The sequence below is a fragment of the Rhodoferax sp. GW821-FHT09E07 genome, from assembly GCF_059416145.1.
The window spans coordinates 204,836-227,247 of record NZ_JBWKOP010000001.1 but is presented as its reverse complement, the minus strand read 5'-3'; the positions used below and the strand labels follow the sequence as shown (position 1 = coordinate 227,247).

At 65.1% G+C, this 22,412-nt stretch carries 22 protein-coding genes; 15 read left to right on the top strand and 7 right to left on the bottom strand.

From position 1 onward, the window contains the following. Nucleotides 1–11 precede the first annotated feature (11 nt). From atzF to AC07OE_RS01080, 9 genes are read left to right on the top strand one after another with little or no spacing between them, the layout of a single operon-like run. Nucleotides 12–1,715, top strand: coding sequence for an allophanate hydrolase (gene atzF / locus AC07OE_RS01120; RefSeq protein WP_495068724.1), 1,704 nt, complete (start codon nt 12–14; stop codon nt 1,713–1,715). Between the two features lie 9 nt (nt 1,716–1,724). Further along, entirely contained in the window at nt 1,725–1,946 is a 222-nt protein-coding gene (locus AC07OE_RS01115; protein ID WP_495068723.1) for a DUF4089 domain-containing protein, read from the top strand. Then, nucleotides 1,943–3,352, top strand: coding sequence for an AtzE family amidohydrolase (locus tag AC07OE_RS01110; protein ID WP_495068722.1), 1,410 nt, complete (start codon nt 1,943–1,945; stop codon nt 3,350–3,352). The genes AC07OE_RS01115 and AC07OE_RS01110 overlap by 4 nt, the downstream gene beginning before the upstream one ends. 1 nt (nt 3,353) lies before the next feature. Beyond that, a complete protein-coding gene (gene hpxZ, locus AC07OE_RS01105; RefSeq protein WP_495068721.1) occupies nt 3,354–3,728 on the top strand; it encodes an oxalurate catabolism protein HpxZ in 375 nt (124 codons plus the stop codon). Between the two features lie 12 nt (nt 3,729–3,740). Next, nucleotides 3,741–4,850, top strand: coding sequence for an ABC transporter permease (locus AC07OE_RS01100; protein WP_495068720.1), 1,110 nt, complete (start codon nt 3,741–3,743; stop codon nt 4,848–4,850). Continuing rightward, a complete protein-coding gene (locus AC07OE_RS01095; protein ID WP_495068719.1) occupies nt 4,847–5,767 on the top strand; it encodes an ABC transporter permease in 921 nt (306 codons plus the stop codon). Before AC07OE_RS01100 ends, AC07OE_RS01095 begins: the two co-directional genes overlap by 4 nt. 10 nt (nt 5,768–5,777) lie before the next feature. Further along, on the top strand, nt 5,778–7,403 hold the full coding sequence (locus AC07OE_RS01090; protein WP_495068718.1) for an ABC transporter ATP-binding protein: 1,626 nt from the start codon (nt 5,778–5,780) through the stop codon (nt 7,401–7,403). Further along, a complete protein-coding gene (locus AC07OE_RS01085) occupies nt 7,400–8,083 on the top strand; it encodes a cysteine hydrolase family protein (protein ID WP_495068717.1) in 684 nt (227 codons plus the stop codon). The genes AC07OE_RS01090 and AC07OE_RS01085 overlap by 4 nt, the downstream gene beginning before the upstream one ends. After that, complete coding sequence (locus AC07OE_RS01080) at nt 8,083–8,799, top strand: GntR family transcriptional regulator (protein WP_495068716.1); 717 nt, start codon at nt 8,083–8,085, stop codon at nt 8,797–8,799. The genes AC07OE_RS01085 and AC07OE_RS01080 overlap by 1 nt, the downstream gene beginning before the upstream one ends. A 6-nt stretch (nt 8,800–8,805) precedes the next feature. On the opposite strand, the gene AC07OE_RS01075 is transcribed toward AC07OE_RS01080, so the two are convergent. Further along, complete coding sequence (locus AC07OE_RS01075; RefSeq protein WP_495068715.1) at nt 8,806–9,888, bottom strand: DUF1989 domain-containing protein; 1,083 nt, start codon at nt 9,886–9,888, stop codon at nt 8,806–8,808. Nucleotides 9,889–10,070: 182 nt separating this feature from the next. Between AC07OE_RS01075 and AC07OE_RS01070 the strand changes: the two genes are divergently transcribed. From AC07OE_RS01070 to AC07OE_RS01045, 6 genes are all read left to right on the top strand, one after another. After that, nucleotides 10,071–10,832 (top strand): GntR family transcriptional regulator, encoded by a 762-nt coding sequence (locus AC07OE_RS01070; RefSeq protein ID WP_495068714.1) that lies wholly within the window; start codon nt 10,071–10,073, stop codon nt 10,830–10,832. A 36-nt stretch (nt 10,833–10,868) separates the two neighbouring features. Further along, nucleotides 10,869–11,981 (top strand): BMP family ABC transporter substrate-binding protein, encoded by a 1,113-nt coding sequence (locus tag AC07OE_RS01065; protein ID WP_495068713.1) that lies wholly within the window; start codon nt 10,869–10,871, stop codon nt 11,979–11,981. A gap of 23 nt (nt 11,982–12,004) precedes the next feature. After that, on the top strand, nt 12,005–12,640 hold the full coding sequence (locus AC07OE_RS01060; RefSeq protein WP_495068712.1) for a flavin reductase family protein: 636 nt from the start codon (nt 12,005–12,007) through the stop codon (nt 12,638–12,640). A 55-nt stretch (nt 12,641–12,695) separates the two neighbouring features. Continuing rightward, entirely contained in the window at nt 12,696–13,490 is a 795-nt protein-coding gene (locus AC07OE_RS01055) for a tetratricopeptide repeat protein (RefSeq protein ID WP_495068711.1), read from the top strand. Nucleotides 13,491–13,608: 118 nt separating this feature from the next. Continuing rightward, the gene (locus AC07OE_RS01050) at nt 13,609–13,779 is read left to right on the top strand and encodes a hypothetical protein (protein WP_495068710.1); all 171 of its coding nucleotides are present in this window, start codon (nt 13,609–13,611) and stop codon (nt 13,777–13,779) included. Nucleotides 13,780–14,003: 224 nt separating this feature from the next. Next, nucleotides 14,004–15,512, top strand: a complete 1,509-nt coding sequence (locus tag AC07OE_RS01045; protein WP_495068709.1) for an aminotransferase-like domain-containing protein — start codon at nt 14,004–14,006, stop codon at nt 15,510–15,512. Here the strand turns inward: AC07OE_RS01045 and AC07OE_RS01040 are convergent. The 6 genes from AC07OE_RS01040 to AC07OE_RS01015 form a co-directional block, all read right to left on the bottom strand. Then, nucleotides 15,505–16,557: an adenosine deaminase gene (locus AC07OE_RS01040; RefSeq protein WP_495068708.1), complete on the bottom strand. Its 1,053-nt coding sequence runs from the start codon at nt 16,555–16,557 to the stop codon at nt 15,505–15,507. The genes AC07OE_RS01045 and AC07OE_RS01040 overlap by 8 nt on opposite strands. Next, nucleotides 16,557–17,543: an aromatic ring-hydroxylating dioxygenase subunit alpha gene (locus tag AC07OE_RS01035; RefSeq protein ID WP_495068707.1), complete on the bottom strand. Its 987-nt coding sequence runs from the start codon at nt 17,541–17,543 to the stop codon at nt 16,557–16,559. The genes AC07OE_RS01040 and AC07OE_RS01035 overlap by 1 nt, the downstream gene beginning before the upstream one ends. Before the next feature lie 83 nt (nt 17,544–17,626). Next, entirely contained in the window at nt 17,627–18,790 is a 1,164-nt protein-coding gene (locus tag AC07OE_RS01030) for a BMP family ABC transporter substrate-binding protein (RefSeq protein ID WP_495068706.1), read from the bottom strand. Between the two features lie 49 nt (nt 18,791–18,839). Beyond that, complete coding sequence (locus AC07OE_RS01025) at nt 18,840–19,760, bottom strand: ABC transporter permease (protein ID WP_495068705.1); 921 nt, start codon at nt 19,758–19,760, stop codon at nt 18,840–18,842. Continuing rightward, on the bottom strand, nt 19,760–20,845 hold the full coding sequence (locus tag AC07OE_RS01020; RefSeq protein WP_495068704.1) for an ABC transporter permease: 1,086 nt from the start codon (nt 20,843–20,845) through the stop codon (nt 19,760–19,762). Before AC07OE_RS01020 ends, AC07OE_RS01025 begins: the two co-directional genes overlap by 1 nt. Then, complete coding sequence (locus AC07OE_RS01015; protein ID WP_495068703.1) at nt 20,838–22,406, bottom strand: ABC transporter ATP-binding protein; 1,569 nt, start codon at nt 22,404–22,406, stop codon at nt 20,838–20,840. Before AC07OE_RS01015 ends, AC07OE_RS01020 begins: the two co-directional genes overlap by 8 nt. Nucleotides 22,407–22,412 lie beyond the last annotated feature (6 nt).

Here is a 22,412-nt window from a genome sequence, read left to right as displayed (position 1 = left end):
AGGACTCCAACATGGTGCAGAGCAGTTCCCGGAGTGATGGTGATGCCCCCCAGGCCTGGATCGCGCGCTTTGCCACGCCTTTGGCGGGCAGCAGCACCGGCCCGCTGGCGGGGTTGCGTTTTGCGATCAAGGACAACATCGACGCCCAGGGTCACCCCACCACGGCCGCCTGCGCAGAATTTGCCTACGTAGCCGCCGCGCACGCCACGGTGGTGCAAAAGCTGCTCGATGCTGGTGCGGTGCTGGTGGGTAAGACGAACCTGGACCAGTTTGCCTGCGGCCTCAACGGCACGCGCTCGCCCTATGGCGCGGTGCCCAATGCCTTCAACCCCGATTACGTATCCGGCGGCTCCAGTGCCGGTTCGGCCTATGTGGTGGCCACCGGCCAGGTGGACTTTGCGCTGGGCACCGACACCGCAGGTTCGGGGCGGGTGCCGGCCGGGCTCAACAACATCGTGGGCATCAAGCCCAGCAAAGGCCTGCTGAGCGCGCGTGGCGTGGTGCCTGCCGCCCAGAGTGTGGACTGCGTCTCCATCTTCGCGCGCACCGTGGACATGGCTGCCCGCGTGCTGGCGGTGGCGCAGGGGCCCGATGCACGCGACCCGTATTCGCGCACGCTGACGCTGGCCCACACCCCCTGGGGCCAGCAATTCCGCTTTGGGGTGCCCATGCAGCTGGAGTTTTTTGGGGATGCGGCCGCACAGCTGGCGTTCACCGAAGCCATGGCACGGCTCACCGCCATGGGGGGTGTGGCCGTGCCGATTGACTACACCCCGCTGGCGCAAGCCGCCACCCTGCTCTACGAGAGTGCGCTGGTGGCGGAGCGCTATGCCGCCGTGCGCGCCTTCTTTGACCTGCACGAAGACAAGGTGATGGAGCCGGTGCGCAGCATCATTGCCAAGGGCCGCAACTACAGCGCTGCCGACCTGTGCGCCGCACAAACCCAGCTGCTGGCCTGTGGCCAGCAGGCCGCCGCCATGTGGAAGGCCATCGACGTGCTGCTGGTGCCGACCGCGCCCACGCACTACACCATCGCCGCCATGCGGGCCAACCCCGTGGTGCTGAACCGCAACCTCGGGGCGTACACCAACTTTGTGAACCTTCTGGACTACGCGGCCATCGCCGTGCCCAGCAGCCTGCGCCCCGACGGCCTGCCCTTTGGCATCACGCTGATTGCGCCCTGCGGCAGCGACTGGCCGCTGGCCGAGCTGGGCCAGCGCTACCACCACGCCACCGGCCTGCCCCAGGGGGCACTGGACCTGCCCCTGCCCGCGCCACAGCCCCTGGCGGGCATTGCCACCAGTGCGGCACGCATGCAGGTGGCCGTGGTGGGCGCCCACCTCTCGGGCATGCCGCTGAACAGCCAGCTGCTGGAACGTGGTGCCCGGCTGGTACAGAGCACCACCACCGCGCCGGCCTACCGCCTGTACGCCCTGCCCGGCACCGTGCCACCCAAGCCCGGCCTGCGCCGCGTGGCCAACGGTGGCGCGGCCATTGCGCTGGAGGTGTGGGACATGCCCCAGGAACAGGTGGGCAGTTTTCTGGCGCTCATCCCCCCGCCGCTGGGCCTGGGCCGCGTGGAGCTGGCCGACGGCACCTGGGTCACCGGCTTCATCTGCGAAGGCCACGCGCTGGAGAGCGCACAGGACGTGACCGCGCACGGCGGCTGGCGCGCCTACCTGGCGGCCCGCCTGACCCAGTCCACCACGCCTTGAGAGGCCGCCATGACCGAAGCCGAAATCCTGAACTACGTGAAGGCCAGCGCCGCGGCGCTGGACCTGCCGCTGGACGAAGCACGCACGCTGCGCGTGGCGGCCCACCTCACACGCACCGCGCAGTTGGCCCAGCTTCTGCTGGACACCCCCATGGAGCCGCACGACGAGCTGGCCGAGATCTACAGGCCTTTGGCCTTCCAGCCCCTGTCAAATATGCGCAGCAAGCTATGAAAAACATAGCGAACTACATTCAGGGACTCACCAGTGCTGCGCTGGCGCGGGCCATTGCGGCGGGCGACGTCAGCGCCCGCGAGGCCACGCAGGCCTGCATGGACCGCATCGACACCACCGATGGCGCCATCAACGCCTTCACCAGCACAAGCTACCCGCGCGCCCTGCAGGAGGCCGACGCAGTGGACGCCCGGCGTGCGCGGGGCGAGGTGCTGCCGCCACTGGCCGGCGTGCCGTATGCGGTAAAGGACTTGTTTGACGTGGCGGGTGAGGTGACCCGCGCGGGCTCCAGGGTGAACCGTCACAACCCGCCAGCCGCGCACGATGCCTTTCTGGTGGCACAGATGCAGGCGGCCGGCGCCGTGCTGGTGGGATCACTCAACATGGACGAGTACGCCTATGGCTTCACCACCGAAAACACGCACTACGGCCCCACCCACAATCCGCACGACCTGACGCGCACCGCGGGTGGCTCCTCCGGCGGCTGCGGCGCAGCGGTGGCCGCAGGCCAGATAGGCATTGCGCTGGGATCGGACACCAATGGTTCCATCCGCGTGCCCTCGTCCTTCTGTGGCACGTGGGGGCTCAAGCCCACGTTTGGGCGGCTGTCACGCCGCGGCTCCTATCCCTTTGTGCAGAGCATCGACCACCTGGGCCCGTTCGCCGACTCGGTGGAAAGCCTGGCCCTGGCCTACGACGTGCTGCAGGGCCCGGACCCGCTGGACCCTGGCAGCCACGCAGTGCATGTGCAGCCCGTGGGCTCGCTCCAGCAGGGGGTGCAGGGCTTGCGGGTGGGTCTGCTGGGCGGCTACTTTCATGACCATGCCACCGACCCGGCCCGCCAAGCCGTGGCCACCGCCGCCAAGCTGCTGGGTGCGGTGGATACGGTGGAGTGGCCCGACGCAGCGCTGGGCCGGGCAGCCGCCTTCATCGTCACGGCCAGCGAAGGCGGCAGCCAGCACCTGGACGATCTGCGCACCCAGGCCGATGACTTTGAGCCGCTGTCAGTAGACCGCTTCATTGCGGGCGCGTTGATTCCGGCGGCCTGGTATCTGCGGGCGCAACGCTTTCGCCGCATCTACCGCGACAAAGTGAATAGGCTGCTGCGCCATTGGGATGTGCTGCTGGCACCGGCCACGCCGGTAGCCGCGCCGCTGCTGGGTTCGGAGTGGCTGGACATCAACGGCACGCTGCTGCCTACGCGCCCCTCCATCGGCCTGCTGACCCAACCCATCTCGTTTGCCGGTTGCCCTGTGGTGGCCGCACCGATGTGGCCCAGCGGCACTGGCGGGCTGCCCATTGGCGTGCAGATCATCAGCGCACCCTGGCGCGAAGACCTGGCCCTGCGTGCGGCGTATGCACTGCAAGCAGCGGGCGCCGCACACCTCAAACCTGTGGAGTTCTAGCGTGGACATCAACCTGCCCGACGTGTTGGCCGAAGTGACCCTGCAATGCGAGCGCTACGAGCGCGCGCTGGTGGACAACGATGTGGCGGTGCTGGACGAGCTGTTCTGGAACAGCCCGCTCACACTGCGCTACGGCGCCACAGAAAACCTGTACGGCTATGACGCCATCGCGTCGTTCCGCGCCGGGCGCTCGCCCCAGGGGCTGCAGCGCGCGGTGCTGAAGAACGTGATCACCACCTATGGGCGCGACTTTGCCACCGCCAATGTCGAGTTCCAGCGCCTGGGCAGTGCCAAGACCGGCCGCCAAAGCCAGACCTGGATGCGCACGCACCAGGGCTGGCGTGTGGTGGCTGCCCACGTGAGCCTGCTTGGATAAAGGACCCGACCCATGCGCAACACCCTGACCCCTGTGGCCCTGCCCGTAATGGCGATTGCAGCGGCCCTGCTCGTATTCGGCGTGATGGTGGCATTTGCCAGCGTCAACCCGCTGGAGGTCTGGACCCTGCTGTTCCAGGGTGCATTTGGCAGCTGGTTTGCCTGGCAAAACACCTTGCAGCGCGCCGCTCCCCTGATGCTGACCGCGCTGTGCGTGGCCATCCCCGCGCGTGCCGGACTGGTCATCATCGGCGGCGAGGGCGCGCTGGTGCTGGGCGGCCTGGCCTGCGCCGCGGTGGCGCGCAGCGTGCCGCTGCCCGATGGTGTGGCGGGCTCGGTCATCGTCTGCATGGCCGGTGCGCTGGCCGGCGCGCTGTGGGTGGCACTGGCGGGCTGGCTGCGCCAATACCGCGGCATCAACGAAACCATCAGCAGCCTGCTGCTGGCCTACATCGCCATCGGCTTCTTCAAGCACCTGGTGGAAGGCCCGATGCGCGATCCGGCCAGCCTGAACAAGCCCGCCACCTACTCGCTGTCGGAGGGGCTGCGCATCGGCGGGATTGCGGGCTCCGAGGTGCACTGGGGCCTGGCACTGGGTGTGCTGGCCTGCATCGGTCTGGGCATCTGGCTGCGCTGGACGGCCTCGGGCTTTGCCATTCGCGTGGTGGGCGGCAACCTGCGCACCGCGCAACTGGTGGGACTGCCGGCGTCCGCACTGGTCATCGTGGCCTGCGCGCTGGGCGGTGCCTGCGCCGGCCTGGCCGGTGCCGTGGAAGTGGCGGCGGTGCACACCAATGCCAATGCCTCGCTGATCGCGTTCTATGGCTACGCCGGCATCCTGGTGTCGTTCATCGCACGGCACAACCCGATTGCCATCATCCCGGTCGCCATTTTGTTTGGTGGCTTTGGCGCAGCGGGCAGCCTGCTGCAGCGCCGCCTGGGCCTGCCCGATGCCTCGGTGCTGGTGCTGCAGGGCATTGCATTCGTCTTCATCCTCGCCAGCGAAGCGCTGCGGGATGTGGACTGGAAAGCGCTGTTCGCCAAACTGGCCCAACTGGCCGGCCCCGCCCCGCAGGCACCAGCGGCTGCCTCCAATCTCACACCGGAAGGAAACACCCCATGACTGCAGACCAGTGGATTGCCTTGCTCGCCGGCATTGTGGGCGGTGCTCTGCGCGTGGGCACCCCGTTCCTGTTTGTGAGCCTGGGCGAATGCCTGACCGAAAAATCGGGCCGCATCAACCTGGGCCTGGAAGGCGTGTTGGTGCTCTCGGCCATGGCCGCGTTTGCCGGCGCCTACCTGGGCGATTCAGCCTGGATCGGTGTGCTCAGCGGCGCATTGGCGGGTGGGATGCTGGCGGCGCTGCATGGCGTGCTGTGCTCGCTGCCGCGCGTGAACGATGTGGCCACCGGCATTGCGCTCATGCTCTTGGGCACGGGGCTCGCGTTCTACCTGGGCAAGCCCTATATCCAGCCGCAGGCACCGCAGATTCCCGCACTGGAGCTGGGCGGCTGGAGCAGCTCACCCGCGGTGCAGTCGGCCTTGCAAATCAACATGTTGTTGCCGCTGGGCCTGGCGCTTGCAGTGCTCTTGTGGTGGGGCTTTGCCCGCACGCGCTGGGGCCTCTTGGTGCGCTTGGCCGGGGACTCGGCCAACGCGGCCCGTGCGTTGGGCTACTCCATCACCGGCATCCGCATTCTGGCCACCACCGCGGGCGGCATGGTGGCAGGCCTGGGCGGAGCCTCGCTCACGCTGTTCTACCCCGGCAGCTGGAACGAGGGCATCTCCAGCGGACAAGGCCTGATTGCCGTGGCGCTGGTGATTTTTGCGCGCTGGAGCCCGCTGCGCTGCATTGGCGCCGCCGCGCTGTTTGGCGGTGCCGGTGCGATCGGCCCGGCGCTGCAGTCGGTTGGTGTGGGCTGGGGCTACCACCTGTTCAACACCGTGCCCTATGTGCTCACGCTGCTGATCCTGGTGCTGACCTGCAAGCCTGGCAGCGTGGCCCAGGGCAGCCCGGGCGAACTGTCGGCCACCCGCTAAAGGACGCACCATGAGCACCTCTCACCTGATTCCACCGCCCAAGCCCGCCACTGGCGCGCTGCGGCTGGAGACCTATGAACTGACCAAACGCTTCGGCAGCTTCACGGCCATGGACCACGTGACCATGACCGTGGAGCCCGGCACCGTGCATGCCCTGCTGGGCGAGAACGGTGCGGGCAAGAGCACGCTGGTGAAATGCGTGGCCGGCTTCCAGCGCGCCGAAGAAGGCAGCATCATGGTCGACGGTCGCGAGCAGGACATTGCCAACCCCGTGATCGCGCGTGCCCTGGGCATCGGCATGGTGTACCAGCACTTCACACTGGCGCCGGGCATGACGGTGGCCGAGAACCTGCTACTGGCGGCTGACAAGGTGCCGCTGCTGGTGGACTGGAAAACCAAGCGCGCCGAGCTGCAAGCCTTTTTGGCCACCACCCCGTTCAGCCTGAACCTGGACGCCTGCCCGGCCGACCTGGCCGCGGGCGAGAAGCAGAAGCTGGAACTGCTCAAGCAGCTCTACCTGAAACCCCGCCTGCTGATCCTGGACGAACCCACCTCGGTGCTGACGCCGCAGGAGGCCGATGAGGTGCTGGGCCACATCCGCGACTTTGCGCGCCGTGGCGAGTGCACCGTGATCATCATCACGCACAAGTTCCGCGAAGTGATGGCCTATGCCGACGCAGTGACCGTGCTGCGAAAGGGCCGGGCGGTGCACCACTGCCGCGTGGCCGACACCACGCCCGCGCTGCTGGCGCAGGCGATGATGGGAGACGCTGCGGCAGATACAGAACAAAAATCGCCTGTAGCCCCCGTGGAATCTTCGCAGACAGCTCCTGATTCCATAGCAAATTCCGGCACCCCTGCCTTGCAGGTGAACGATCTGCACGCGTTGGGAGACCGTGGCACGCTGGCCGTGCAGGCCTTGAGCCTGTCTGTGATGCCCGGTGAAATCCTTGGCATTGCCGGCGTTTCTGGCAATGGCCAGCGGGAGCTCGTGGAGGCACTGGTCGGCCAGCGCACACGCCTGTCGGGCACGGTGCAGGTGATGGGCCAGCCCTACCAGGCCACGCGCCAGGAAAACCGCACGCTCAAAGTGCGCAGCCTGCCCGAAGAACCCTTGCGCAACGCCTGCGTGGGCGATTTGAGTGTGGCCGAAAACATGGCGCTGCGCGACTTTGACCAGGCACCACTGGCTGTGGGCGGCGTGCTGCGCTTTCCGACCTGGCGCGCCCGGGCGCGCGCCTGGATCACCGAATACGGCATCAAGACCCAGGGCGAGACGGCCGCGATCCGCAGCCTGTCGGGCGGCAATGTGCAGCGCGCTGTGCTGGCGCGCGAGCTGGCCGGCGACATCAACGTGCTGATCGCCGCCAACCCGGTGTTCGGGCTGGACTTTGCCGCCGTGGCCGAAATCCACAGCCGGCTGCGCCAGGTGCGCGGCCGCGGCGCCGGCGTGCTGCTGATCAGCGAAGACCTGGACGAACTGCTGGAGCTGGCCGACCGCATTGTGGTGATGAGCGAAGGCCGCATCGTGTTCGAAACCACCGCCGCAGCGGCCGACCGCCATGTGCTGGGCGCCCACATGGGCGGCGGCGCGCATGGCGAAGACCATCCCGTTGCTGAAAAGGCCGCCGCATGACCCCCACGACCACCCTGCTCTCCCTGCCCGCCGAGCCCTTTGCCTACGACTTTGCGGTGGCACACACCGCGCTGGTCATCATCGACATGCAGCGCGACTTTGTCGAGCCCGGCGGCTTTGGCGAAACCTTGGGCAACGATGTGTCGCTGCTCACCGCCATCGTGCCGGCCTGCCAGGCCATGCTGGCTGGGTGGCGCCAGGCTGGTGGGCTCGTGGTGCACACCCGCGAGGCGCACGATGCCGACCTCAGTGACTGCCCCCCCGCCAAACGCAACCGCGGCAATCCCACGCTGCGCATCGGCGATGTCGGTCCCATGGGCCGCATCCTCGTGGCCGGAGAGCCGGGCAACGACATCATCCCCGAGCTGGCGCCGCTGCCCGGTGAGATCGTCATCAACAAGCCCGGCAAGGGCGCGTTCTACGCCACCGGCCTGCAGGAGATGCTGACCGGGCACCGCATCACCCACCTGATCTTCATGGGGGTGACCACCGAGGTCTGTGTGCAAACCTCCATGCGCGAGGCCAATGACCGCGGCTATGACTGCCTGCTGCTGACGGACTGCACCGAGAGCTATTTCCCGCAGTTCAAGGCGGCTGCGGTGGAGATGATCCATGCACAGGGCGGCATTGTGGGCTGGACCGCACCCAGCACGCGGGTGCTGCAGGCGCTGGCGTTGTAGTGGCCACAACCCCATCGCCTGTCCCTGCGTCTGCCGAGCGCGTCTCACGCGCTGCCCAGGTGTATGAGCAGCTCAAACGCGACGTGGCCGAATTCCGTCTGGTGCCGGGAGACCGCTTCACCGAGCAGTCGGTCTGCGAGCGGCTGGGGGTGTCACGCACGCCAGTGCGCCACGCACTGACCCGGCTGCAGCAGGAGGGCTATGTGGAGGTGCTGTTTCGCAGCGGCTGGCGCGTGCTGCCGTTTGACTTTGACAAGTTCGAACAGCTCTACGACCTGCGCATGGTGTTGGAGTCCACCGCCGCGCACCGGCTGTGCGAGGACGGTCTGCATGCAAGTGCCCCCCAACACCGCGCCCTGCTGGACAGCCTATTTGCACTATGGCTGGTGCCGGTCGCGCAGCGCTGCGCCGACGCGGTGCAGGTGAGCCAATGGGACGAGGCCTTTCACTGCACGCTGGTGGAGGCCGCTGGCAATGCCGAGATGGCACGCGTGCACCGGGATGTGACCGACCGCATCCGCATCATCCGCCGGCTGGACTTCACCAAGCAGGCACGCATCGATGCCACCTATGAGGAACACGGCAAGATCCTCAAGGCCATACGTGCCAAGCGTGGCGATCAGGCCGCCATGCTGCTGCGCGCGCACATTGCCACCAGCCAGGCCGAAGTGCGCAAGATCACGCTGCACCAGATGCACATGGCACGCCAGGGCTAGGGAGCCTCACAGATGCTGTGTCTCCCACCAGCTGAACAGCACATCACGCAGGGCTGCACCATCGTCGTCGCCGTAGTACACCTGCAGACCGGCCTGCTGCAAGGACGCGTACTCGGCCTCGTCCAGTGCCACATCGAGTGCGCTGATGCGCAGGGGCACGTTGGTGAAGCTGGCCTGGTAGCTGGGGTCGCGCCGCAGGGCACGCTCGGTGCGGATGTGGGGCTGTTTGAAGTCGGCCGGCGTGCGCTGGTTGGTGTAGCTGGTGAGCGGCGGCACGCTGGCCATGTCACGCACGCTGGCGTGCCAGATTTGCAGCTTGACAGGTTTGAGCGAGAAATTGCTGGTGCGCATGATGTCGGCGCCACAGATGTTGGGCACAGCCAGCAGGTCCATGAGCGCGAGCAGGTCCACATGGTCACCGGGTTTGGATTGCTGGCGCGTGATGTGGCCGCGTCCGCCATGCACCTCGGTGCGCATGAAGAGGTTGAAGGAGTCGTGCACATCGTCGGGTGTCAGCCCGTACTCGCGTTGGGCCTCGGCCTGGATATCGTGACAGTTGGTGTGCACCGGCATGCCGTAGCTGGACTCGTACAGGTAGGCACTGCAGCGCGGGAACAGCACATCGTTGCACTGCGCCGTGTCCTCCAGCAAATACACCATGGCACGCTCGCGCGGCGGCGCGGACCACAGGAAATGCCCCGCAGTGGGCAGCAGGCCATGCACGGTTCTTGTGCGGCCCGTGTGCATGTACTCCTTGTAATCGTGCAGGTTGAAGCAGTTGAAGTCGATGCACTGCCCGCCTTCGATCTGCTCGATACGCAGAAACTGGCCCTGCAACAGCTCCAGTGCTTTTCCGGTGCCGGGCTCGATGACCAGCTCCTGCAGCAGCTCGCGCCGCGTGTCCAGGCCGCTGAGGTCCGGCACCACCGGCGCAGGCCGTTGCGGCGCGGGCCAGTTGCGCTCGCGCAGCGCGCGCCTCACCAGCGCGGTGCGGTCGGTTGCCGCGCCCTGGGCCACGGTGTTGTCAATCAGGGTGAGCTGTTGCTGGTTCAGCAGCAGGGTGACGGTGCGGTGAGACATGGCGGTCATGGCAGTCCTTTGCGGTGGAAATCTTGTATACGTGATTTCCGCGGAGTGCAGCAATGAGCATGCCAACCAACTGGAGGCCGCTGGCATGGTTGACGCCTCGCCTTGGTGCAAAAGCACCTGAAATCCTTGGCACAGAGCTTGCTGAATGGCAGGAACCATTTTGTATACCTGCTGCCTCCACCATGCTGACCCCCGCCAAAAAAGCCGAGCTCGCCTACAAGTCCATCCGGCGTGCCATCGTGGAGCACGCCCTGGCCCCGGGCACCAAGCTGCCCGAAGACCAGTTGGGCCTGCAGTTCGGCGTGAGCCGCACGCTGATTCGTGCGGTGCTGAGCCGGCTGGCATCCGAGGCCCTGGTCGATATTGGCAACAAGCGCACTGCCACCGTGGCCCAACCCAGCCTGGACGAGGCACGTGCGGTGTTTGAAATGCGCCGCGCGCTGGAGGCCGAGGCCGTGCGCATGGTCATGGCACGCTGGCAGCCCGCCATGGGCGCCACACTGGAAGGCCATGTGCGCCAGGAGCAGCAAGCGGCTCGCGATGGCAAGGTGCCCGTCTCTATCCGGCTGGCCGGCGAGTTCCACACACGGCTGGCGCAGATGACGGGCAACCCGCTGATGGAGCGCTACCTGTCTGAAGTGGTCACACGCTGCTCATTGATTCTGGCGGTGTACGGGCGCCCCCACTCTTCTGACTGCGCGTGCACCGAGCACCACCAGCTTATAGAAGCCTTTCGCAAGGGCGATGCCGAACGCGCAGTGCAGCTGATGGCGGAACACCTGAGTGGCATCGAAAAGCGTGCCCTGCTGCCGGACCTGGCCCCGGCAGGGCAGGAGCTGGCCCATGTGCTGTCGCGCTACAGCGATGAACTTGCACCGCCCGACACCACGACCACCACCCAACCCATCCGCACCGCCGCCAAACGCCGGGCGTCGGGAACCTAGTCCTCGTCCCTTGTCCTCAACCTTTAGGAGTTCACCATGAAGTCATCGTCCATCGATCGCCGCAAGTTTCTGGGTAGCACCATTGCCGGGGCTACCGCCATGGCCGCGGGCAGCGCACCACTGTCCGCCCTGGCACAGGGCAAGACCACCACGGTGGGCATCATCTATGTGGGTCCGCGCGATGACTATGGCTGGAACCAGGCCCATGCGGTGGCCGCCAAGGCGCTGAGCCAGGTGCCGGGTGTGAAGGTGGTGGAAGAAGAAAACGTGCCCGAGACCACGGCGGTACGCAAGACGCTGGAAGCCATGGTGCAGGCCGACGGCGCCTCGCTGATCTTCGGCACTTCGTTCGGCTACTTTGATCCCTTCATGATCGAGATGGCCAAGAAATACCCCAAGGTGGAATTCCGCCATCCCACATCCCTGTGGTCGGCCGACAAGCACCCGATGAACCTGGGCGGCTACTTCTGCTTCCTGGACCAGGCGCACTATGTGAATGGCATTGCCGCCGGCCTGTCCACCACCAGCAACAAGATCGGCTATGTGGCCGCCAAGCCCATCCCCATCGTGCTGCGCAACATCAATGCCTTCACCATGGGCGTGCGCAAGGTCAACCCCAAGGCCACGGTGCAGCTGGTGATCACCGGTGAATGGTCCGCCCCGGTGCGCGAGGCCGAAGCCACCAACTCGCTGATCAGCTCCGGCTGCGATGTGATCGCCTGCCATGTGGACAGCCCCAAGATCGTCATCGAGACCGCCGAGCGCAAGGGCGTGAAGACCCTGGGCCACAACGCCTCGCAGGCCAAACTGGCGCCCAAGGGCTTCATCACCGGTGCCGAGAACAAGTGGGAAACCGTCTACAAGTCGTTCGCCGCCAAGATTGCCGCCGGTGAAAAACTGCCCAATACCTTCTTTGGTGGCTACGACAAGGACATGGTGCTGAGCACTCCATTTGGAGCCGGTGCCAGCGAGAAGGCGCGCAACGCCGCCACCGCAGCCATCGCCGATCTGAAGGCTGGCAAGCCGTTTTTTGTGGGCCCCATCAAGAGCAACACCGGCAAGGTGGTCATCGACAAGAGCTACGGCCTCTACGACCCCTTCCTGGACCGCATGGACTACCTGGTGGAAGGTGTGGTCGGCTCGCTCTGAACGGCAGACACGCAATAGGACCTATGGACATCGACTTCGCCCAGCTCACGGAATACCAACGCTACAAGCTGATGGCCAGCCTGATTGTGCCCAGGCCTATTGCACTCATCACCACCCTGGGCGCGGGCGGCGTGGTCAACGCCGCCCCGTTCAGCATGTTCAACATGCTGGGCGAGGAGCCGCCCATTGTGATGGTCAGCATCAACCGGCTGAACGACGGACACCTGAAAGACACAGCCGCCAACATTGTGCGCACCCGGGAGTTTGTGGTGCACATGACTGATGAGGCCATGGCCGAGAAAATGCACCGCTGCGGCGAGCGCCTGCCGCCCGATACGAGTGAGCTGGCGCACGTGGGTCTGCATGCGCGGCCTTCCAGAGCGGTGGCTCCCCCCTGCATCGTGGAAGCCCCGGTGGCCTTTGAGTGCACGCTGTGGGAGACACTGGAGACCGCCAGCCGGCAGATCTTCATCGGCAAGGTGGTGTGGATGCACGCACGCGACGGTTTGATCGATACCGAAACCTGGCGCGTACGCCTGCAGGACTACCACCCGGTGGGCCGCTTTGGTGCCAGCTTTTATGTGCGCTCCAGCGACCGCTTTGCCATGGCCGACCCCGGTACCGCTGACGCCACGGTGACCCCGATCGACGAACTCTAGAAAGGCGGAGGCCAGCACGGCATAATTGAGAACAATTCTTATTTGAATCGTTTTCATGTCCTCGCTTTCCGCCACTCCTTCCCAACTGCCACCGCTTCCTGCCACGCTGGAGGAAGCCGTTGCCCTGACCCCGACCGACTGGCACGCGGCTACCGCGGCGGAGCCTGTCGCTGCCGCGCAGTGGATGTTGCACAACGCCCGTCTGGGCCATGCCGATGCCCAGACCATCCTGGGCCAGTGGCTGCTGAACGGCCATGGTCTGGAACGCGACCCGGTGGGTGCACTGGCCTGGTTTCTGAAAGCTGCCGCCCAGGGCCACCCTGTGGGCATCAACATGACAGGGCGCTGTTTTGAAAATGGCTGGGGTACCGAAACCAATACGTTTGCCGCTGCCAATTGGTACCGCCAGGCTGCGGGCAAGGGCCTGGATGCCGGCATGTACAACTACGCCAACCTGCTGGCCACAGGCGAGGGTGTGAAGCAGGACGCCGCAGCAGCCCTGCAGTGGTACCGCCAGGCCGCGGCCTTGGGTCATGCCAAGTCCATGACCAAGATCGGCTTTTTTTACGAGGATGGCCGCGTCGTACCCCAAGACACCGCGGCTGCATTCACCTGGTTTGAGGGTGGTGCGCGCGGAGGAGACTTCCGCGGTCAATACAACTACGCCAGCATGCTCGCCGCACGCGGACAGTTGGACGAGGCCATGGTCTGGTTGCGCAAGGTGCCATTGACCGCTACCCCTGGCTACAAGCGGCTGGTGGGCGAACAACTGCTGCAGTCGCCCCACCCCGCATTCCAAGCCATTGGCCAGCAAATGCTGAACTCGTTGCCCAACGCGGTAACTTCCTAGCGCACCACGCCATCAGTGCGTGCGCCTGTGGCCGCAGGGATACGCGCTGGGGCAGCAGCAGCTCCAGCTCCGCGTCAGACTGGGCCAAGATTTCCATCCAACCCGACACCTGCATCCTGTGCACAGTGCCGCGCGCCATCACGGTGTGCTGCACCAGGGTGGCGTGGTCCAGGTGAATGCGCTGCACCAGGGCAGCGGTGCCCACAGCGACCCGGACCACGGTGCCACGTGGCATTTTCTGGAACAGGGATTGCCCACGGGCCAGCCTGAGCTGACGGGTTTGGAATGATGATCCTGAGCGGCTTGGCATACGAAACCTCCTGCGTGCTGCGGTAGAGACCCGGGTCCGGTGGGGTTGGGCTTGGGGGAAATCGTATGGCGCACGGCACGTTGGCAACAGACACAGTGGCGTACTGTCTTTGCCAGAACAGATACGGCATGAGGCATCTGTTACGGTACGGTTTTGATAAATCTGTATCTGTTCTTCCTGCCCCGGATCAAGGACTATCGGCCATGGACACCGCATTGACCTGCACCACAGAACACCAACCACCCAGTGCGGCAGAGCCCATCTACCAGCGCCTGGCCGCGCACTACCGCGGTGCCATTCAGGTGGGTTCGCTGGTGGTGGGCGACCGCATGCCCTCGCTGCGCAGCCTGATGCGCCAGCACGAGGTCAGCCTGTCGACCGCCATGCAGCTGAGCCGGCATCTGGAGAGTGAGGGTTGGCTGGAAGCGCGGCCGCGCTCGGGCTACTTTGTGCGCAAGCCCTTGCGCAACACGCTGGCGGCGGTCAGCGAACCGCGCATGGACATCACGCCAGACCCGGCGCAGTACGTTGGCATCCATGCGCGCGTGTCGGACTTCATTGCGCGCGGCCGGTTGCACATGGTCAAGACCAATCTGGCCGTGGCACGCTGTGCGCCCGAACTCTACCCGGCCGATGCCCTGAAGCTGGCCGCCATGCGGGTGCTGCGCACACACCCCCAGTTGTTGGTGTCGGCCTCGTCCCCGCGCGGCAATCCGGAATTTCGCGCGGTGCTGGCCAAGCGCGCGCTGAGTCTGGGCGTCACCTTGTCACCTGACGAGGTGCAGATCACCAATGGCTGCATTGAGGCGCTGAACCTGGCACTGCGCGCCGTGGCCCAACCCGGTGACACCATCGCGGTGGAGTCCCCCACCTTCTACGGCCTGCTGCAGGTACTGGAGGCACTGGGCCTGCGTGCACTGGAGATACCGACCAGCCCCCAGACCGGCATCTCGCTGGACGCGCTGGAGATGGCGATGCAGACCTACGACAACATCAAGGCCGTGGTGGTGGTGCCGCATTTGCAAAACCCGCTGGGCAGCATCATGCCGGACACGCACAAACAAGGCCTGGTGCAGCTCTGCGAGCGCCAGGGCGTGGCCCTCATTGAAGACGACACTTACAGCGAGCTGGTCAACGAAAGCACCCGTGGTGACACCCCCTTGCGGGCGATGAAATCCTGGGACACCACAGGCAATGTGATTTATTGCGCCTCGTTGCACAAGATCCTGGCGCCCGGTGCACGCGTGGGCTGGATGACTGCAGGCCGCTGGCAGGCGCGGGTGGAAATGCTGAAGTTCAGCCAGACCCGCAGCAACGAGGAGTTGTCACAGCTGGCGCTGGCCGACTACATGGCCTCACCCGCCTACGATCGCCATTTGCGCCGCCTGCGCAGCACCTTGCATGTGCAGCGCGAAAAAACGGCGCAGGCCATCGCCAGCTATTTTCCCGAGGGCACGCGCCTGAACGTACCCGACGGCGGGCTGTCGCTTTGGGTGGAGTTGCCGCAGAAGCTGTCCAGCCGACGCGTGTTCGACGCTGCCCTGGCGCAGCAGATTCTGGTGACACCGGGGCAGATGTTTTCCAACAGCCTGCGCTTTGATTCCTACCTGCGCATCAATTGCGGCTGGCCCCACCAGCATGACGTGGAACAGGGCCTGCGCCGTCTGGGGCAGATCGTGACGACCCTGCTGGAAACCCAGACGCCTACCTGAACGTCTCGAACGCCGCGTCCAGCCGCTGCACGTACTGCCGGCGCAGCGATACATCGATGAAGCTGGCGTCAAAGCTGTTGCGTGCCAGCGTATAGGCATGTTGTGCCGTCAGGCCCAGGGCCGCAAAGGTCTGGGTGAAGTTTTCGTTGATGTAGCCACCAAAGTAGGCCGGGTCGTCCGAGTTGACCGTGGCCATGATGCCGGCATCCAGCATGGTGCCGATGTTGTGCTGTTTCAGAGTGGGGAACACGCGCAGCTTGAGATTGGAGAGCGGGCACACGGTGAGTGGCATGCGGTCCTTGGCCAGGCGCTGCATCAGCGCGGCATCGTGGATAGCTTGCACGCCGTGATCGATGCGCTCGACTTTCAGCACATCGAGTGCGCTCCAGATATAGGCAGGCGGAGCTTCTTCCCCCGCATGCGCTACCAAACGGAAGCCCAGTTCCCGCGCGCGCGCGTAGACCTTGGCGAACTTTTCGGGCGGGTGGCCCACTTCGCTGGACGCCAGGCCAATGCCGACGATCTTGTCGCGCAGTGGCAGCGCCTGCTCCAGGCATTCAAAGGCTTCCTCCTCACTCAGGTGGCGCAGAAAGCAAAGGATCAGCGAGGCCGTCATGCCGAATTTGGCGGGCGCATCGGCGCAGGCCCGGTACAGGCCGTTGATGACCACTTCGGCGCTCAGGCCGTGACCGGTATGCGTTTGCGTGTCAAAGAAGATTTCGGTGTGCAGCACGTTGTCGGCCTGTGCTTTGGCCAGGTAGGCGCAGGTCATGTCGTAGAAGTCCTGCTCGGTCTTCAGCACCATGGTGCCCTCGTGGTAGATGTCCAGGAACTCCTGCAGGTTATTGAACACATAGGCGTCACGCAGTGCCTGTTCGCTGGGAAAGCGCAGCGGCACGTTGTTGCGCTTGGCCAGCGCAAACATCAGTTCGGGCTCGAGCGAGCCTTCGATATGCATGTGCAGCTCGGCCTTGGGCATGGCGCGCAGCAAGGCCGGCATGCGGTCTGCCGCAACGGGTTGGACGGTGGGGTAGGTAGAGGCCATTAGCAGACTCCAAAAGTAATGTTCTGTTGTTTCAGGTAGCGGCGGTAGGCGGACGAGGCCTTGTCCGCGGCCGTGTGCAGTTCGGCCCGCAGGTCCAGGGGCAGACGCTTTGGGGTCTGCGACTCCAGCACCGGCTTGTCCTGCATGAAGATGGTGTGCTGGAAATCTTGCAGCTTGGTGTCAGGCGAATCAAAGTCGGCCATGGCCAGTCGAAACCAGACCCGGCTGCTCTCCGGCGTCAGCGGGCAGATGAACAGCGCGATCGATTCACGGAACCCCTGCAAGGCCACGCTGGCGGCATCGGGCACCTTGGTCAGCACCGCGGTATAGGGCGCGACCACCTCGTAGGTGTACTCCACCTGTGCGGGCGCGGTGGAATGCACATTGCTCTGCGGCTGCCAGGCCTTGCACTGCGTGGCCCGCAAGCCGGTGGGGGTGGGCTCCACCGTGTAATCGTCGATGGCCGTGGCGTCGCGCATGCCGAGCCAGCCGTCATGCACAAAGCCGAAATGGGCCATGTCCAAAAAATTCTCGATGATGCGCGGCGCACTGGTGGCCACGTCGTAGGGGCCGCAGTTCACCTTGCGCAGCTGGGCATCAGTCTCTGCGGCAAAGGCGGGCAAGGCAACGCTCTTCGCTGCATCGGCCGGCAGACACACCCACACGAGCCCGTACGCCTCTTGCGCCGCATGGGTCTGGGCGACATGGGTAGCGGGCGCCTTGAAGCCGGGCAGTGCCGGCACATGCGTGCATTGCCCATGGGCGTCAAACTGCCAGCCGTGGTAGGGACACTCCAGGTGCCCGTTGCACACCCGGCCCAGCGACAGCTGGGCGCCGCGGTGGGGACAGCGGTCGGCCCAGGCGCGGACGTGGCCCGTTGCGTCACGCCACAGCACCAGCGCCTGGTCCAACAAACGCACGGCCACAGGCTGTGCAGCGACTTCGCTGGCCAGCACCACCGGGTGCCACAGGGCAGTTTCCTTCATGCCTTGGTCTTTCACTTGAAGTTCTCTTATCTTCCAAACACAAAGGGCCGCCCAGAGGCGGCCCTTGCATCACACCGTTGCCATTACTTGGCGCCGGGGACCTTGCCTTCCACGCCCTTGACGTAGAAGTTCACGCCAGACAGGAACTTGTCGTCGGCGGATTCACCGTCCTTGAGGACTTCCTTGCCAGCGTTGTCTTTCAGCGGACCCTTCCAGATCACGAAGGAACCATCGGTCAGACCCTTCTTGATCTCGTCGATCTTGGTCTTGGTTTCGGCGGGCACGTCTTCAGCAATGGACACGATATCGATCGCGCCGTCCTTCACGCCCAGCCAGGAGCCAGTGCCACCCTTCCAGGTGCCGTCCAACGCTTCCTTGGTGGCCTTGATGTAGTAAGGACCCCAGTTGATGATGGAGGACGCCAGGTGGGCCTTGGGGCCGTAGGCAGTCATGTCGGAATCCCAGCCGAAGGCGCGCTTGCCCTTGGCTTCGGCCGTCTTCAACACCGCGGGGGAGTCTGTGTTCTGGAACAGCACGTCGGCGCCGCCGTTGATCAGCGACGTTGCGGCTTCAGTTTCCTTGGGGGGATCAAACCAGTTGTTCACCCACACCACTTTGGTCTTGATCTTGGGGTTGCTGCTTTGGGCGCCCAGCGTGAAGCTGTTGATGTTGCGGATCACTTCGGGAATTGGCACCGAGGCCACCACGCCCAGCGTGCCGGTCTTGCTCATCTTGCCAGCGATCACACCCGCCATGTACGCACCTTCGTAGGTGCGGCTGTCGTAGGTGCGCATGTTGTCGGCTTGCTTGTAGCCGGTGGCGTGCTCGAACTTGGTGTCCTTGAAGTCCGCAGCGACCTTGAGCATGGGCTCCATGTAGCCGAAGGTGGTACCGAAGATCAGCTTGTTACCGTCGGTCGCCAGCTCGCGGATCACGCGCTCGGCGTCCGGGCCTTCAGGCACGCTTTCCACAAACTTGGTGACGATCTTGTCGCCGAATTCCTTTTCCAGGGCCTTGCGTCCGTTGTCGTGCGCAAAGGTCCAGCCGCCGTCGCCCACAGGGCCCACGTAGGCAAACGCGATCTTCAGGGGCTCTGCCTTGGGCGCCGGTGCGGGGGCCGATGCAGCAGGTGCAGGGGCAGGCGCGGGTGCCGGCTCTTCCTTCTTGCCACAGCCCACCAGGGCCGCGCTCGCGACCGCGGTGAGGGCCGCGATCTGGAGCAGTGAACGTTTTTGCAAATCTGTCATGTCACTTCCTTTAAAAAAACGAGAGAGAAAACCGAAACGATAGAAACACTCAGGAGCCCGGATAGAACGGCTTGCCAATGGAAGCTGGCATATTAATCCGAATCCAGCGCGGGTTGCGCGAGATCAGCGCCAACACCACGATGGTGGCCACATAGGGCAGCATCGTGAGGAACTGGCTGGGCACTTCCACCCCAATGCCCTGCAAATGGAATTGCAGCATGGTGACACCCCCAAACAGGTAAGCACCAAGCAACACCCGTGCCGGGCGCCAGGTGGCGAAGGTGGTCAGCGCCAGCGCAATCCAGCCCTTGCCGGCCACCATGCCCTCCACCCACAACGGGGTGTAGATGATGGAAATGTAGGCGCCCGCCAGGCCGCACAGCGCACCGCCCACCACCACGGCCAGCAGGCGGATGCCGCGCACCGGGTAGCCCAGGGCATGGGCAGATTCGGGGCTCTCACCCACGCTGCGCAAGATCAGGCCCGCACGCGTGCGGTACAAAAACCAGATCAGCGCCAGCGCAAACAGAACGGTCAGGTAGACCATGGGGTGGTGGCGGAACAGGGCCGGGCCGATGAAGGGAATGTCCGCCAGCCCGGGGACGGCAAAACTGGGGCGGTCAGGCATCTTGGCCTGCACATAGGAAATGCCAGCGAAGGCCGAAAACCCGGCGCCAAACAAGCTCAGTGCCAAGCCCGTGGCGTACTGGTTGGTGTTGAGCCAGATGACCAGCACGCCAAAGATGGCCGCCATGACGGCGCCTGCAGCCATGCCGGCCACAAAGCCCGCCACGTCGCTGCCCGTGTGCACCACCGCAGCAAAGCCCGCAATGGCGGCGCAGAGCATCATGCCCTCGGCACCCAGGTTCACGATGCCGGCTTTTTCATTGATCAACAGGCCCAGGGAGGCGATAGCCAGCACGGTGCCCGCGTTCAGCGTGGCGGCAATGAGCAGTGCGTAGGCGTCCATTACTTCTTTCCTCCGGCGGCGGAGACCCATTTCAGGCGGTAGTTCACCAGCGTGTCGCAAGCCAGCAGGCTGAACAGCAGCAGGCCCTGGAACACGCCCGTCAGCGATTTGGGCAGGCCCAGGCGCGATTGCGCCAGCTCCCCCCCGATGTAAAACATGCTCATCAGCAAGGCCGAGAGCACCATGCCCACGGGGTGCAGGCGCCCCACATAGGCCACGATGATGGCCGCAAAACCGTAGCCAGCGGGCACATAGGGCGTGAGCTGCCCCACCGGGCCCGCCACCTCCAGCGCGCCCGCCAGACCGGCCATGCCGCCCGACACCAGCAGCGCCGTCCACAGCGCGCGGCGCGACGAGAAACCGGCGTAGCGCGATGCGGCAGGCGCCAAACCGCCCACCTGCTGGGCAAAACCGGCCCGCGTGCGAAACAGAAACACCCAGACTCCCGCCACGCCCACCAGCGCAAACAATAGGCCAATGCTCACGCGCGAGCTCTGGAACAGGCGCGGAATGCGCGTGGCCGCTTCAAAGGTTTTGGTCTGCGGGAAGTTGTAGCCGCCAGGGTCTTTCCAGGGGCCGTAGACCAAGTAGCCCAGCACCTGCACCGCCACGTAGACCAGCATCAAGCTCACCAGAATTTCGTTGGCGTTGAACTTGTCGCGCAAAAAAGCCGTGAGCGCTGCCCAGACCATGCCCCCCGCAATACCTGCCAGCACCACGGGCACCACCATCCAGCCGCCCGTTGCCTTGTCGGCCAACAGGGCCACGCCACCGGCGCACACCGCGCCGATGATGTACTGGCCCTCAGCGCCAATGTTCCACACATTGGAGCGGAAACACACGGCCAGCCCCAGTGCAATGAGCAACAGCGGCGTGCCCTTGACCACTAGCTCGCCCACGGCATAGCCGCTCTTGATGGGTTCCCAAAAGAAGACCAGCAGACCACGTACCGGGTCTTTGCCCAGCGCAGCGAACAGAATGACGCCAATGATGACCGTCACCAGCAGCGCCAAGAGTGGCGAGCCGTAGCTCCAGCCCTTGGACGGCTGGGGGCGCGCTTCGAGTTTGAGACCGGACTTAGCCATGGGCCACCTCCGCTTTCACAGGCGCGTTCCACAAACCACTCATCCACTCTCCAATCTTTTCCACCGTGGCCTCTGCCACCGGCACCGAGGGCGACAGCTTTCCACGCGCAATCACGTGCAGGCGGTCGCTCACCTCAAACAGCTCTTCCAGTTCTTCGCTGACCACCAGCACGGCGCAGCCCGCATCGCGCAGCGCCAGGATGGCCCCGCGGATTTGTGCGGCCGCCCCTACGTCCACGCCCCAGGTGGGCTGGGACACGATGAACAGCTTGGGCGCCGCGTCAATCTCGCGGCCCACAATGAACTTCTGCAGGTTTCCGCCCGACAGCGAACGGGCCACCGCCGTGGGTCCATTGGCTTTCACACCGAAGGTTTTGATGATGCGGGCGGCATGCTCCTCGAGCTGGCGCACGCGGATCCAGCCGCCGGCAAACTTGGGCATAGAGATCGATCCGGTGCGGGTCAGCAGCATGTTTTGCGCAAGGCTCAGTGTGGGCACTGCGCCGCGGCCCAGGCGTTCTTCAGGCACAAAGTGCAGGCCCAGCGCACGCCGTGCGCCAGGATGCAGGGCCGACACATCGGCAGCACCCATGCGCACGCTGCCCTTGGGCGCGCGGCAGTCTTCGCCGGATAGCGCGTAGAGCAATTCCCTTTGCCCGTTACCGGACACACCGGCAATGCCCACCACCTCACCCGCATGCACGGTGAGCGAGATGCCGTCCAGGTCCACACCAAACTGGTCTTCGCGCGCCAGGCTCAGCTGGCTGACCGTCAGCACCGGAGCGCCAGCTTGCTGCGGGCGATGCTCCAGCTGCGGCGGCTCGGCGCCGATCATCAGGCGCGAGAGCGATGCGTTCGATTCTTCGGCCGGGTTGCACACGCCGGTGACCTTGCCACCGCGCAGCACGGTGCAGGCATTGCACAGCTCGCGAATCTCGTGCAGCTTGTGGCTGATGTACAGAATGCTGCAGCCTTGCGAAGCCAGCTTTTTCAGCACCACAAACAATTTTTCCACCGCCTGCGGCGTCAGCACCGAGGTGGGCTCATCCAGGATCAGTAGCTGCGGGTTGGTCAGCAGCGCACGGATGATTTCCACACGCTGCATCTCGCCCACGCTCAGCGTGTGCACCGGGCGGCTGGGGTCGATGTCCAGGCCGTACTCGGCGGCCTTGGCGGTGATGCTTGACGTCACCTGTTCCAGGCTTTGCGCCTTGTCCAGACCCAGCCAGACGTTCTCGGCCACGGTAATGGTGTCAAACAGGTTGAAGTGCTGGAACACCATGCTGATGCCCAGGGCCCGCGCTTCCTTGGGGTTGCGGATGGTGACGGGCTTGCCGTTGAACAGGATCTGGCCGGCGTCGGGCTTGACCGAACCGTAAATGATCTTCATCAAGGTGGACTTGCCGGCCCCGTTTTCGCCCAGCACCGCATGGGTCTGGCCCGGCAGCACGCTGAGCGACACGTCGCTGTTGGCCACCACGCCGGGATAGGCCTTGGTGATGCCGGTGAGCTGGAGCCTGGGAACGGACGAATGCGGGGAGTCTGGTACGGGTGGGGCCATGGGTGC

Excerpts from the sequence above, each read along its gene's own strand:
- atzF (WP_495068724.1), top strand. The coding sequence starts at position 12 with ATGGTGCAGAGCAGTTCCCGGAGTGATGGTGATGCCCCCCAGGCCTGG.
- AC07OE_RS01115 (WP_495068723.1), top strand. The coding sequence starts at position 1,725 with ATGACCGAAGCCGAAATCCTGAACTACGTGAAGGCCAGCGCCGCGGCG.
- AC07OE_RS01110 (WP_495068722.1), top strand. The coding sequence starts at position 1,943 with ATGAAAAACATAGCGAACTACATTCAGGGACTCACCAGTGCTGCGCTG.
- AC07OE_RS01100 (WP_495068720.1), top strand. The coding sequence starts at position 3,741 with ATGCGCAACACCCTGACCCCTGTGGCCCTGCCCGTAATGGCGATTGCA.
- AC07OE_RS01095 (WP_495068719.1), top strand. The coding sequence starts at position 4,847 with ATGACTGCAGACCAGTGGATTGCCTTGCTCGCCGGCATTGTGGGCGGT.
- AC07OE_RS01090 (WP_495068718.1), top strand. The coding sequence starts at position 5,778 with ATGAGCACCTCTCACCTGATTCCACCGCCCAAGCCCGCCACTGGCGCG.
- AC07OE_RS01085 (WP_495068717.1), top strand. The coding sequence starts at position 7,400 with ATGACCCCCACGACCACCCTGCTCTCCCTGCCCGCCGAGCCCTTTGCC.
- AC07OE_RS01075 (WP_495068715.1), bottom strand. The coding sequence starts at position 9,888 with ATGACCGCCATGTCTCACCGCACCGTCACCCTGCTGCTGAACCAGCAA.
- AC07OE_RS01070 (WP_495068714.1), top strand. The coding sequence starts at position 10,071 with ATGCTGACCCCCGCCAAAAAAGCCGAGCTCGCCTACAAGTCCATCCGG.
- AC07OE_RS01065 (WP_495068713.1), top strand. The coding sequence starts at position 10,869 with ATGAAGTCATCGTCCATCGATCGCCGCAAGTTTCTGGGTAGCACCATT.
- AC07OE_RS01060 (WP_495068712.1), top strand. The coding sequence starts at position 12,005 with ATGGACATCGACTTCGCCCAGCTCACGGAATACCAACGCTACAAGCTG.
- AC07OE_RS01055 (WP_495068711.1), top strand. The coding sequence starts at position 12,696 with ATGTCCTCGCTTTCCGCCACTCCTTCCCAACTGCCACCGCTTCCTGCC.
- AC07OE_RS01045 (WP_495068709.1), top strand. The coding sequence starts at position 14,004 with ATGGACACCGCATTGACCTGCACCACAGAACACCAACCACCCAGTGCG.
- AC07OE_RS01040 (WP_495068708.1), bottom strand. The coding sequence starts at position 16,557 with ATGGCCTCTACCTACCCCACCGTCCAACCCGTTGCGGCAGACCGCATG.
- AC07OE_RS01035 (WP_495068707.1), bottom strand. The coding sequence starts at position 17,543 with ATGAAGGAAACTGCCCTGTGGCACCCGGTGGTGCTGGCCAGCGAAGTC.
- AC07OE_RS01030 (WP_495068706.1), bottom strand. The coding sequence starts at position 18,790 with ATGACAGATTTGCAAAAACGTTCACTGCTCCAGATCGCGGCCCTCACC.
- AC07OE_RS01025 (WP_495068705.1), bottom strand. The coding sequence starts at position 19,760 with ATGGACGCCTACGCACTGCTCATTGCCGCCACGCTGAACGCGGGCACC.
- AC07OE_RS01020 (WP_495068704.1), bottom strand. The coding sequence starts at position 20,845 with ATGGCTAAGTCCGGTCTCAAACTCGAAGCGCGCCCCCAGCCGTCCAAG.
- AC07OE_RS01015 (WP_495068703.1), bottom strand. The coding sequence starts at position 22,406 with ATGGCCCCACCCGTACCAGACTCCCCGCATTCGTCCGTTCCCAGGCTC.